The organism is Corynebacterium afermentans subsp. afermentans (assembly GCF_030408355.1).
Taxonomy (GTDB): domain Bacteria; phylum Actinomycetota; class Actinomycetes; order Mycobacteriales; family Mycobacteriaceae; genus Corynebacterium; species Corynebacterium afermentans.
Genome location: NZ_CP046606.1, coordinates 45,652 through 57,433 on the forward strand (window position 1 = coordinate 45,652; position 11,782 = coordinate 57,433).

At 64.5% G+C, this 11,782-nt stretch carries 8 protein-coding genes, 1 tRNA gene and 1 pseudogene; 2 read left to right on the forward strand and 8 right to left on the reverse strand.

Features of this window, described 5'->3' with window-relative positions; translation table 11 throughout:
• Positions 1 to 48: 48 nt before the first annotated feature.
• Genes pknB through CAFEA_RS00225 form a run of 7 tightly spaced genes read right to left on the reverse strand, consistent with a single transcriptional unit; the run spans position 49 to position 9,191 of the window.
• A complete protein-coding gene (gene pknB, locus CAFEA_RS00195; RefSeq protein ID WP_063938646.1) occupies positions 49 to 2,127 on the reverse strand; it encodes a Stk1 family PASTA domain-containing Ser/Thr kinase in 2,079 nt (692 codons plus the stop codon).
• Positions 2,128 to 3,690: a serine/threonine-protein kinase gene (locus tag CAFEA_RS00200; protein WP_063938647.1), complete on the reverse strand. Its 1,563-nt coding sequence runs from the start codon at positions 3,688 to 3,690 to the stop codon at positions 2,128 to 2,130.
• Positions 3,691 to 5,145: a penicillin-binding transpeptidase domain-containing protein gene (locus CAFEA_RS00205; RefSeq protein WP_063938648.1), complete on the reverse strand. Its 1,455-nt coding sequence runs from the start codon at positions 5,143 to 5,145 to the stop codon at positions 3,691 to 3,693. It abuts the gene before it with no gap.
• On the reverse strand, positions 5,142 to 6,494 hold the full coding sequence (locus CAFEA_RS00210; protein WP_063938649.1) for an FtsW/RodA/SpoVE family cell cycle protein: 1,353 nt from the start codon (positions 6,492 to 6,494) through the stop codon (positions 5,142 to 5,144). Before CAFEA_RS00210 ends, CAFEA_RS00205 begins: the two co-directional genes overlap by 4 nt.
• Positions 6,491 to 7,849, reverse strand: coding sequence for a PP2C family protein-serine/threonine phosphatase (locus tag CAFEA_RS00215; protein ID WP_063938650.1), 1,359 nt, complete (start codon positions 7,847 to 7,849; stop codon positions 6,491 to 6,493). Before CAFEA_RS00215 ends, CAFEA_RS00210 begins: the two co-directional genes overlap by 4 nt.
• Positions 7,846 to 8,295 carry an FHA domain-containing protein FhaB/FipA gene (locus CAFEA_RS00220; RefSeq protein ID WP_034996765.1) on the reverse strand — a complete coding sequence of 150 codons (450 nt, stop codon included), beginning with the start codon at positions 8,293 to 8,295 and terminating at the stop codon, positions 7,846 to 7,848. Before CAFEA_RS00220 ends, CAFEA_RS00215 begins: the two co-directional genes overlap by 4 nt.
• An 11-nt stretch (positions 8,296 to 8,306) precedes the next feature.
• Positions 8,307 to 9,191 carry an FHA domain-containing protein gene (locus tag CAFEA_RS00225; RefSeq protein WP_063938651.1) on the reverse strand — a complete coding sequence of 295 codons (885 nt, stop codon included), beginning with the start codon at positions 9,189 to 9,191 and terminating at the stop codon, positions 8,307 to 8,309.
• A gap of 179 nt (positions 9,192 to 9,370) precedes the next feature.
• Here CAFEA_RS00225 and CAFEA_RS00230 point away from each other — a divergent pair.
• Both CAFEA_RS00230 and CAFEA_RS00235 read left to right on the forward strand, forming a co-directional pair.
• Positions 9,371 to 9,454, forward strand: a tRNA-Leu gene (locus tag CAFEA_RS00230).
• Between the two features lie 602 nt (positions 9,455 to 10,056).
• A complete protein-coding gene (locus tag CAFEA_RS00235) occupies positions 10,057 to 10,299 on the forward strand; it encodes a hypothetical protein (protein ID WP_143313358.1) in 243 nt (80 codons plus the stop codon).
• Positions 10,300 to 10,337: 38 nt separating this feature from the next.
• Here the strand turns inward: CAFEA_RS00235 and CAFEA_RS00240 are convergent.
• Positions 10,338 to 11,252: pseudogene (locus tag CAFEA_RS00240) on the reverse strand (IS256 family transposase); the annotation flags it as partial.
• Positions 11,253 to 11,782 lie beyond the last annotated feature (530 nt).

Here is an 11,782-nt window from a genome sequence, read left to right on the forward strand (position 1 = left end):
CGCTCCCTCGGTGTGTGCGGGCCATAGCGTCTCAAGCGTCTTAGACGCCTAAAGCCCTAGCTCGCGCTGCATGTTGCGCAGCGCGGTGTTCGCGTTCTGGGGTTGAACTGTATCAGCCTGCCCTGCGGCCGCGTTATTCTGCGGAATGAGTTTGCCCGCATCGAACTTCCACAGGTTGTAGCCGATGGCCTGGTCCTTGCGGATGGTTTCGCCAGCGGCGACTTCCTGGTGGCCGATCAGCCCGTCGTCGACAAGCGCGCCGGTGGGCACCGTCGGGCCGGGCACGAAGCGGCCGTTCCAGCCGGCGTCGTGGAGCGCCTTTTCGGCCTCCTCGGGGCTCTGGCGGGTGATATCCGGCATTTTCATGAGCATGCCGTTGGAGACGCGCAGCTCGATGGTGGTGCCGGATTCGACGTCGGTGTTTTCGCCCGCGACGGCGAGCACCTGCCCCTCCGGCTTGATCGAGTCCACGCTAGTGACCGTGGAGCGCAGCTGCAGGGAAGACAGGGTCGCGGTGGCCTGCTCGACGTTGAGGCCCACCAGGGACGGCACCTGCACCATTTCCGGCCCGGAGGAGACGGTGATGGCGATGCGCGAGCCCTTGGCAATCTGGGTGCCGCCGGCGGGCTGCTGCGACGTGATGACGCCCTCTTCGATGCTGTCGGAGGATTCGCGGCGCACGTTGGGGTTGAGTTCCAGCCCGGCCTTCTTCAGTTCCTCGATGGCTTCTTCGGCTGTCAGGTTGGTCACGTCCGGCACGTCGGTCATCTCCTTGCCGGAGGAGACGGTCAGCGTGATCTGGGTGCCGCGCTTGAGCTCGGAGCCCGCGGCGGGGTTGGTGGAGATGACATTGCCGCGTTTGATCTCGGGGCTGGGCTCTTCCATCACGGAGACTTCGAAGCCGAGGTGCTCGAGTTCGCGGACGGCGTCGTTGCGCGGCATGTCCATGAGTTCGGGCACGGGCACCATTTCTTCTTGCACTACCTCAGCGGTGTCCTTGTTCACGGAGAAGTAGTCGTACACGAACCAGCACACCGCGCCCGCGAGCAGCAGGCCGAGCAGCGCGGAGAGCCACTTGAGCCAGTTGGAGGAGGTTTTCTCGTTGGCGGCGCGGTGGTCGGCGTAGCGCGTGTGCCCGGATGAGGCAGATGCTTCTCTGCGCACCACGGGTTCGCGCACCACGTCCCCAACCACAACGGTGTGGTCCTGGGACGGCGAGTCCACGGCGTGCGCGCCCACGGCTTGTTCTGCGGCGGCGAGGTGGTTGCGGGCGGCGGTGGTGACGTTGCCGTGCTCTAGAAGCGCCAGGTCAGCGCCCATTTCGTCGGCGGTCTGGTACCTGTCGGCGGGGTGTTTCGCCATCGCGGTGAGGATGACGGAGTCCACGTTGACCGCCTCGTTGTCCGACAGAGGCGCGGCGATGCGCTCGGACGGCGGCACCGGGTCTTCCTGGACATGCTGGTAGGCCACGGCGAAGGGGGATTCGCCCTCGAACGGCGGCACCCCGGTGACGGATTCGTACATCACGCAGCCGAGCGCGTAGACGTCGCTGCGCGCGTCGGCGGCTTTGCCGCGGGCCTGCTCGGGGGAGAGGTACTGGGCGGTGCCGATGACGGCGGAGGTTTGCGTCATAGCGGAGGTGGAATCATCCAGTGCGCGCGCGATGCCGAAGTCCATCACCTTCACGGCACCGGTGTTGGTGACCATGATGTTGGCGGGTTTGATGTCGCGGTGGATGATGCCGGCGTCGTGGCTGGCCTGCAGCGCCCGGGTGACCGGCAGCAGCAGTTTCGCGGCGCGCTCGGGGGACAGCGGCCCTTCGTTGCGCACGATGTCGCGCAGGTTCATGCCGTGGACGAGTTCCATCACGATGTAGGGCACGTCCACGCCGGAGGTTTCCACGGAGCCGGTGTCGTAGACCGAGACGATGTTGGGGTGGTTCAGGCGCGCGGAGTTTTGCGCTTCGCGGCGGAAGCGTTCGCGGAAGTTTTCGTCGCGCGCCATGTCGATCTTCAACATCTTCACGGCAACTTCGCGCCCAAGGGACACGTCGGTGGCGGCATACACGTCCGACATGCCGCCGGTGCCGATGATGTCGCCGAGTTCGTACCGGTCCGCGATCAGCATTTACCTGCCACCTCCGAGCAAGCTATCAAGGTTGGGTAATTCTACCGCAGGGGCCGGTGAGTTCGTGACCTCGGGCTGATTGCTTATCGACGTCGCGCCTTCCGGTGTTCCAGCTTGCTGCGTAGGAGTCGTCGCAGACGGGGCGGACGGTTCGGAAGCGTCGGCGGACGGAACCGAGGGTTCGGCGGACGGCTCCGCAGGGGCCGGGGCGTTGTCGGCCTCGGACTCCTCGAAGCGCAGGGTGCCCGGGTTGCGCGGCTCGGTGACCGTGGTGCGCTCGCGCTCGGTGGTGGTTTCGGTGACCGGCTCTTCTGTGTCTTCTTCCTCTTCCTCCGGGGTCGGCGTGGTTGCGCTCATGGTGGGCCGCGGGGTGGTGGGGGTGCCGCCGCCGGTGAAGCGGTCGAACACGCCCTCGGTGTACGCCCAGGCGGCGCCGCCGGTAAGCAGCGCGAGCAGCAAAATCGCGGAGATCACAGGCCCGGCCGCGGAGGACTTCTTCTCCGGCGCGTGTTCGCGCGGCGCTGGTGTCGCGACGCGGGAGGGGGCGGGGGGAGCCGGAGGACGTCGAGAAGCAACGGCTCTTGCTGCGGACGGCGGGTAGGTGCCCTCGGGGCGGGAGGTGCGCTCCTCGGCGACGCTGGCCAGCATCTGGGTGGACGCGGTAGCGGACGGCTCGGTGGCCACCACCTGGGTGTGGCCGCCCGGCTGGGCGGGGCGCAGGCCCTGGCGGACTTGGGAGATGGCCAGCTGGAACTCGTTGCCGTCGCGGAAGCGCTGGCCGGGGTCCTTGCGCAGCGCGATCTCGATGAGCTCGCGCGCCGGGGCAGAGACCGAAATGGGCAGCGCGGGCGGTTCGGCGGAGACGTGCGCGAGCGCCACGGACACGGAGGAATCGCCGTTAAAGGGGCGCTTGCCGGAGAGCAGCTCGTAGCCCACCACGCCCAGCGAGTACACGTCGGACGCCGCGGTGACCTTCATGCCCTGGGCCTGCTCGGGGGAGACGTACTGGGCGGTGCCCACCACCATGCCCGTGCGGGTCAGGGGCACGGCCGCGGCGGCCTTGGCGATGCCGAAGTCCGTGATCTTGACCTGCCCGTGCTGGGTGAGCATGAGGTTGCCCGGCTTGATGTCGCGGTGCACCAGCCCCATGCGGTGGATCACGGCCAGGCCGTGGGCGGCCTGCTCGAGCACGTCGAGCGCCAGTGCCTCATCCAGCTGGCCTTCGCGGGCGATGAGGTCCGCGAGCGACTCGCCGCGGATGTACTCCATGATGATGTAGCAGACGGTGGAGCCCGCGTCGGTGTCTGCCTCGCGGTAGTCGTAGGTGGCCACCACGTTGTCGGAGTTGATGCCCTGGGCGGACAGAGCCTCGTTGCGGAAGCGGGCGAGGAACTCCGCGTTGGAGCTGTACTCAGGGCGCAGCACCTTGATGGCCACCTCGCGCTCGTTGGCAAGGTCGTCTGCCAGCCACACGGTGGACATGCCGCCGTGGCCGATGATCCACTGCAGCTTGTAGCCGTCGCCGACGAGCTGTTGCAGGGCCTCGCGGTTTTCGGTGTTCATCTACTCTGCTCCTTCCACGGGTGCGGGGGCGGCGGGTGCTGCGCGCAACACGGCGCGTCCGATCGGCCCGGCGACTTGGCCGCCGGTGGCGGCCTCGCCGATGTTGCCGCCGTTTTTCACTACCACGGCAACGGCGACGTCCTTGGCCGGGTCGAACGCCACGTACCACACGTGCGGGGCGGCGCCTTCGGCGTGCTCGGCTGTGCCGGTCTTGGAGGCGAAGCCGTTGCCGTCGTAGCCGAAGGTCCACCGCTCGGACGCGAACATCAAGTCCGTGATCGTTGCGGCTTCTTGTTCCGTTACGGCCTCGTTCAGCTCCACCGGCTCGGTTTCGTGCAGGACTTTGCCGTCGGCGTTGCGCACCTGCCGCACCACGTGCGGTTCCATGCGCTTGCCCTTATTGGCGATCGTCGCAGACATCATCGCCGCCTGCAGCGCAGTCATGGTCACGTCGCGCTGGCCGATGGCGGACTGCGCCACTTCGGCCCCGCCGGGCAGATCGCCCAGGGAGCCGGCGGCGTTGGGCAGGCCCAGGTTGTAGCGCTCGCCGATGCCGAAGCGGGCGGCGGCGTCGCGCAGCGAATCCGGGCCCATAGCAAGGCCCATCTGCACGAACGCGGTATTGCAGGACAGGGCGAACGCGGTGCGCAGCGGCACCTGTCCGCCACCGGCGCAGGCCTGGCCGCCGTAGTTGGTCAGCGGGATGTTGTCCGTGCCCGGCAGGATCGTGCTGGCCTCGCCGGTCAGCGGCGACTCCGGCGTGAAGCCGTTTCGCAGGCCCGCGGCGGTGGTGATGATCTTGAAAATCGAACCTGGCGGCAGCTGCTCCTGCGCCGCGTGGTTTAACAGCGGGTTCGCGGGGTTGCCGGTGGCCTCGGACCAGGCACCCTCGGCGGTCGCCGGGTTGGCAATGCCGTTGGGGTCAAAGCTGGGGGTTGATGCCATGGAGAGCACTTCGCCTGTCGACGCCCTCACGGCCACCACCGCACCATCAAAGCCCGGCTTGACCAGCTGGTCGTACGAAAACGCCTGCAGGTTCGGGTCCAGGGTCAGGTCGACGGTGTCGCCCTTTTGGCCGTCCTCGAGCCCGGTGCGCAAGAAACGCGAGGCGGTGCCGGAATCACCGGTGAGATCGCCGTTGTGGGTGGCCTCCAGCTGGGAGGTGCCGAACTGGTCGGAGACAAAACCGACGATGGGCGCGAACGAGAACGGCATGTTGGGGTAGGCGCGCTGGTAGAAGCCGGTTTCCTCGTCGCGGTGGCTCTGGGCCAGAACGGTCTCGCCCGCGACGATGTCGCCGCGGTTGGTGCGTTTGAGGTCCATGAGGATGCGTGAGTTGTGCTGGTTCTGCGCGTACTCGTCTTCACGCAGGCCCTGGACCACGGTGAAGTTGACCATAAGCGCCGCGATCATCAGCAGCGCGACCACGGCGCCGTAGCGGATGGACTTGTTCATCGTGCACCCACCGCCTCAGGACGCGCGGTGCCGGCGGCCACGGCGTCGTAGTCCGCGGGGCGGTTGGCGCTGTTGGAGATGCGCAAAAGCAGCCCGAGCAGGATGTAGTTGGCCATCACAGACGAGCCGCCGGCGGACATGAACGGGGTGGTCAGGCCCGTCATGGGCAGCATGGCGGACACGCCGCCGGCGACCACGAAGATCTGGATGACAATGGTCAGCGCCAACCCGGACGCGAGCAGCTTGCCGTAGGAGTCGCGCGCCTGCATGGCGGTGCGGAACCCGCGGGTGATAAACACCGCGAACAGGCACAGCACTGCGGCGATGCCCACAAAGCCGAGCTCTTCGCCGATGGCGGCCAGGATGTAGTCGGAGTGCGCCACGGGCACTAGCTCCGGGTGGCCGTAGCCCAGACCGGTGCCGGTGATGCCGCCCCAGCTCAGGCTGATCAGGGCGTTGGCGGGCTGGTTGCCAATGCCGTCGAAGTCCGTGAACGGGTCGATGAAGTTGGACACGCGCTCCTGGATCTTGGAGCTGACTTGGTAGACGGCGTAGCCGCCTACGGCCACCAATCCGACGCCGATGAATAGCCAGGACGCGCGGCCGGTGGCGAAGTAGACCATGCCCAGCACGGTGGCGAACAGGAGCAGCGCCGGGCCGAAGTCGTTGGAGATGCCCATGATCAAAATCGCGATCGCCCACACCATGAGGATCGGCGCGAGGTCGCGGATGCGCGGGAAGGTCATGCCCAAAAAGCGTTTGCCGGCCACGGTGAACAGGGCGCGCTTCTGGGCCAAAAGCTGGGCGAAGAAGATCAGCAGCAGGATCTTGGAAAACTCGCCCGGCTGGATGGAAAACGGGCCCAGCCACAGCCAGATGCGTGCCTCCTCGTAGCCCGGCGGCTGCGGCCACACCAGCGGCAGGGCCAGCAGGATCAGGCCCACCAGGCCCAGAAGGTAGGAGTAGCGCGACAGGGATTTGTGGTCGCGGATGACCACCAGGGTCAGCACCATCAGCCCCACGCCAACTAAGGACCACAGCATCTGGCGCTCCGCCAGCGGCCCGTAACCGGGGCGTTCTGCCAGGTCAAGACGGTAGATCACCACCAGGCCCACGGCGTTGAGCAGCGCCACCACGGGCAACATCACCTGGTCCGCGTACGGCGCCAAAAAGGCGATGGCGACGTGCGCGATGGCGTAGACGCCCATGAATCCGCCGATGATGTAGAGCATTTCGGTGGACAGGGTGCGCCCTTGGCTCGTCTCTAAGCCGAAGAGCATGAGCGCAAGGAGCCCTGTGGCGAACAACAGGAGGAGCAGCTCGCGGCTGCGGGATACTAGGCGGCTCATCGCACCTCCCGGCAGGTGTCTTCCTCGGCGCTCTTCTTGTCGGTGCAGGCCGGCAGCGCCTGATCCGCCAACTCATTCAACTTGGCTAATACGTCATCGTAGGAGCCGGTGACGTCTTCGACCTCGCGCTTGTCCTTGGGCAGATCGGAGGTGGCAAAGATGCTGCAATCGCCCGGCTTGGTGTCCTTGGAAATCACGCGCATCTCGCCCTTGGTGTTTAAGCAGGCGCGCTGGATGTCTTCGGTTTTCGCGTCCGCGAACGGGTTGTCGCGAGTGGTGTGCTGCACCACAAACTCGCCGGAGTCCTGCACCTTCAGCACGTAGGCGTCCGTGGCGCGGGACTGCGACCACATCACGCCCGCCACCGCAAGCACCAGCAGAAGCACTAGCGTTGCGACGACCCAAGGCCACACCGACGACGGCTGCTTCTTCCCAGCGCCGCTAGTGTGGCCCTCCTCGTCGTCGGAAGCATCCGCGTCCTGGAGCTTGGCCCGGTTGTGGTCCGGAGTGATGGTCTCGGACTTGCGCAGCAACGCTGCGGCACGGGAGGCGGCGGAGTCCGGGTGGGACGACTCGTAGCCCGGGTCCAGCGCGCCGGCTTTGACCACGGCGCGGGTCTCTGCCGTGGCGTCGCCCTCGGCGGCCTCCACGACCTCCGCCACCACCACGGTGACGTTGTCCGGCCCGCCGGAGCGCAGCGCCAACTCGATCAGGCGGTTCGCCGCCATCTCCGGGGTGCCGTCGCCGAGCGCGAGCTGAATGGTCTGCTGTGTCACCGGGTCGCTCAACCCGTCGGAGCACAACAGCACGCGGTCGCCCGGCTTGACCTCGATGAGCTCCAGGTGCGGCTCCACGGCCCGGCCGGTGTAGGCCTTCAGGATCAGGGACTTCTGCGGGTGCGACGAGACGTCCTCGGGCGCGAGCTTGCCGCCGTCCACCAGCGACTGGACGAAGGTGTCGTCGACGGTGAGCTGCCGCAGTTCGCCTTTACGAAGCAAATAGCCCCTGGAGTCGCCCACGTGGATCAGGCCGAGCTCGCGGCCATTGAACATCGTCGCGGTAAGTGTGGTGCCCATGCCGGCCTGCTCGGGGTGCTCAGCCACAGACGCCTCGATCGCGGCGTTGCCGTCCTCCGCTGCCGCGCCCAAAAGCGCGAGCATGTCCGCGTCCTCGGGGTCGCGGTCCAAGTGCTCGAGGTGCTCGACCATGAGCTGGCTGGCTACCTCGCCAGCGGCGTGGCCGCCCATACCGTCCGCAAGCACCAGCAGGTGCGGGCCCGCGTACGCGGAGTCCTCGTTGTTGGTCCGGACCAGGCCGCGGTCGGACACGGCCACGAAATTTAGCGCGAGTTTCACGGCATCAGCCTCACAATCGTGCGTCCCATCTTCATGTCCGTGCCCACGGTCACCCGCTCAGGCTGATCAATGCGCACCCCGTTGACGAAGGTGCCGTTGCGCGAGTCCAGGTCCTCCACGAACCAGTCGCTGCCCCTGCGGAACAGGCGCGCGTGGCGCGAGGAGGCGAAGTCGTCGCCCAGCTGGAAATCGTTGTCTCCGGCTCTACCGACAGTCAAGTCTTCCAAGCTGGCAATTTCCATGTGGGAGCCTTTCAGCGGCCCCTCAACTACCGCAAGGGTGCGCGCTTTCTCCCTGGGGGCAGGGGCAGACGCACTTGCCTTACGACGCATCGTCCCGCCCGCCGACACCACATCCTTCCTCTGCGTCCACATCACCAAGAAAATGAACACCCAGAGCAAGGCCAAAAGGCCGAAGCGGGCGCTGAGGATCATGGTCGAATCCATGTGAAACCCTTCTACGGGCGGAAATATTCGGTGCTGGGGTGCGCCACCGAGTCCGTGAACTCCGGCTGGTTGGCGCTGGCCTGCGGCTGGTCTTCGCCGCCGATGATGCGGACCTCAATGCTGGAATGGCCCAGCGTGATCACGTCGCCGTCCGCGAGCATCCAGTTTTCCACCGGCTCGTCGTTGACCGTGGTGCCGTTGGTGGACTGCAGATCCACCAGCACCGCCACCTGGCCGTCCCAGGTGATCTCCGCGTGCTGGCGCGACACACCGGTATCCGGCAGGCGGAAATCCGAGTCGTTGGAGCGGCCCAGAATGTTGGAGCCCTCGTGCACCAGGTAGGTGCGCGACGAGCCGTCTTGAAGCAGCAGGCTCACCGTGGCCGCATCGGTGTCGGCAGCGGCCTGCGGCTGGTTGGCGTTAGGTTCGGACATTGCATCCTCCTTCAATTGCGAGCGCGAGGCCTTGCGCTTCTTCGGCTCCGCCACAATGGCGTCGAAGCCGCTGACCACATCCGGCATGGTGTCGATATACGAGGACACCCGGAGCTGACCAGTGCGCAGACCCGACTCCTCCGCGATACGCACAACAACAGGGCCGTCGAGGAACCACTGCTTGTTGCGCACGTAGCGCATGAGTTGATCGGCGAGGTCCACAGGAAGATCGCGGTTCTGCGACAGGTTCTCCAAGTCCTTCGAAGACACACCCACCGCGTACACGTTCGGGGCGACATACTCGTCCCTGTCCGTGACCACCAGCGAGTCCTGGGCTTCTTGCTTGACCAGCTCCTCAACCTCTTCAGGCACAACCTTGCCGCCGAACAGCGCCGCCATGGAATTGTCCAAGCCGCGCTGCAGAGAACTGTCCAGCTTTGCCAGCCTGTCCATCACTGCCACTTCCTGCGCACCTCCTTTCTTCACATCAGAATTTAAGTAACCCGGACAGTATAGGTGCCGCACCCGACACGACCTATCCGCGCAGCGTGTCGGCGCCGTGAAAGGCGCGGGGTAAAAGGCGGTGTGCGCTGGCGATTTGTGGTTTTTGTGAGGTGCGTTCTATATTAATCAAGTCGCCCGCCCGGGTGGCGGAATTGGCAGACGCGCTGGCTTCAGGTGCCAGTGTTCGCAAGAACGTGGGGGTTCAAGTCCCCCCCCGGGCACAATGTGTTGTCTCGAGACATCGTTCCTACGGTGTCTCGAGATTTTTGTTTTTGAAGTGCCCCGGGGTGGGGTGTGTAGTAGGGTTTTGAGGGCTATTGAGCGCCGGATCTGAGTGTGCTGAAGCGGTGGGAGGATTGCCTCGGGGTGCGGCGTGGCGGGCTCCTAGGTGGGCTGATGCGGTAACTGCCTAGGGATCGTCGCGTTCGGCCCCTGGAGACGAGGAGGCAGGGCTACTGCCTACCGACGAGCGTTCCGTTGCCGCTCATGTCGGCTGCCAAACGCATGGCGGAACGATGTCTCGAGAGATGGTTTTTCACACCCGCGGGGCACTTCTCGCCCGGGGCGTGTCCACCGGAACGATGTGGTGGGACATCTGTGCAGGATGAACCGGAACGATCTCATGAGACATGCGGAACGATGTCACCGAACCAGACGAGCGGGGTTCGAGGGCTTCGTAAACGACTTCTCGGTGGCGATGTTGCACGGTTAGGATCCAACAGGTGGAAGCGCCGTGCTTCGTTGGCTTTGGTGGCCTTTTTGCTAACGCTTAGCTGGCTTTTGTTACCGCACCAGAAACAATCAAGGGGGGTATGGTTCAGGTATGGATTTGAAGCGGATATTTGTAAGACCGTCTCTCCAAGGTGGCCCATCAAATGAGATGGCCTTGTTGAGAAAAGAACTCGAGAAATACGGCTCCCCTGCGGGGACAAAAGGGACAGCCACAATTGTGCGTGAACGCTTAACATCTCAAGATGTTAAAGAGGTGTTCACCGCGTTGGGGAATCTCTATACAACTGCCAAAGTCGACCACGTCTTCGTTTTAGTAGAAACCATGGAGAATTAAAACCCCTGGTCCCAAGGCATTCAAGGCGGGACTGCCTCTCGCAGCGCACGGGAGACAGATTTGCGGTCCTGATACGACACCCACCGGTTCGCAGCTCGAATCAGGTGCACGATACAGGTCTGCACCATGGAATTCGGCCAGGTTGCCTCCGCGGCTTCCGGCAGGCCTTTGAGCCCGTCGCAGCAGACAATGAACACGTCCTGGACGCCACGGTTGGCCAGATCCACGCACACCGATGCCCAGAATGCAGCGCCTTCGTTGACGGTGATCCACAATCCCAGGATGTGCTTGATGCCGTCGATGTCGACACCAACCGCCATATAGCAGGCCTTATTGACCACGCGGTGGCCATCGCGGATTTTCACGCGTAGCGCGTCGAGGAATATCACTGGGTAGAACTCGTCTAGCTGGCGGTTTTGCCAGATCATGACCTCATCCAACACCGCGTCGGTGATCGTGCTGATCGTATCTGGGCTCATACCCACCCCCAGGGTGGTGGCGAGATGGTGCTGAATATCGCGCACGGTCATCCCACCGGCGTACAGCGAGATAATCATGTCGTCGAGCTCTGTGAGCCGACGGGAGCCTTTGGGCACCATTTTTGGAGCAAACGTGCCGGCACGATCCCTCGGCATGGTCACTTCCAACGCGCCGTACCCAGAATTCACGGTCTTGGTGTACGACCCATTGCGGTGATTGCTCTCCTGCGCGGTTTCCACCCGGGCCTTCGCCTTACGGTCGGCATGGCCGTAGCCCAAATGTGCATCCATCTCTGCCTGCAGACCAGCGTTGATTGATGCCTGCAACAAGCCTTTGACCAGGTCGCTTGCATCGTCAGCAGTGGTCGACAGCTCGCTGATCAGGCTGGCCAGCTTAGGATTTTCCATCAGCTTCTCGCTGATCTCGTTGACCCTCGCCGGGTCGTGGCCTTTCTTCGGTGACACCGCAGTCATTATCGGTGAAACTCCTTCTAGATCAGAGCCTCACACACAAACTTCCTGACACCCTCAAACTTCCCGGCGCCCTCTCCCGCAGCGGGCGGAAGCGATTAGCCCGCACGCTTCTTCCTCACCGATACACTCGCCAACCACCTCGCCGAGCTCAAACAGGACGACACCGCCAGCATTACATTCCTCGAAGACCTCCACCACACAGACGTGTTAGCTTCGACGCCTCCTCACCACCCCCAATCGATGCCGCTACCGCACACCAACTGCGCAACATCCTCGCAGATCGCGAGTCCCGCGGATCAACCATTGTGGCATTCCAGTTCACAGCCGACGAATGGTATAAAGCCAACCCCGGCGCCGCCATCACCGAGTCCGTCCTCAACCGACCCGTAGCCGGCGCCGCGATCATCAAACATCAGGAACCAAAATGCGACTGACCCAAATACCCCCCACCTAAGTTCCAAAAACGCCCAGGGGTGACTCGATATCCACCCGGTGTTAGCCGAAACCCTTGTGGTGGTATGCCAATGGCC

Excerpts from the sequence above, each read along its gene's own strand:
- CAFEA_RS00210 (WP_063938649.1), bottom strand. The coding sequence starts at position 6,494 with ATGAGCCGCCTAGTATCCCGCAGCCGCGAGCTGCTCCTCCTGTTGTTC.
- CAFEA_RS00235 (WP_143313358.1), top strand. The coding sequence starts at position 10,057 with ATGGATTTGAAGCGGATATTTGTAAGACCGTCTCTCCAAGGTGGCCCA.
- CAFEA_RS00205 (WP_063938648.1), bottom strand. The coding sequence starts at position 5,145 with ATGAACAAGTCCATCCGCTACGGCGCCGTGGTCGCGCTGCTGATGATC.
- pknB (WP_063938646.1), bottom strand. The coding sequence starts at position 2,127 with ATGCTGATCGCGGACCGGTACGAACTCGGCGACATCATCGGCACCGGC.
- CAFEA_RS00200 (WP_063938647.1), bottom strand. The coding sequence starts at position 3,690 with ATGAACACCGAAAACCGCGAGGCCCTGCAACAGCTCGTCGGCGACGGC.
- CAFEA_RS00220 (WP_034996765.1), bottom strand. The coding sequence starts at position 8,295 with ATGGATTCGACCATGATCCTCAGCGCCCGCTTCGGCCTTTTGGCCTTG.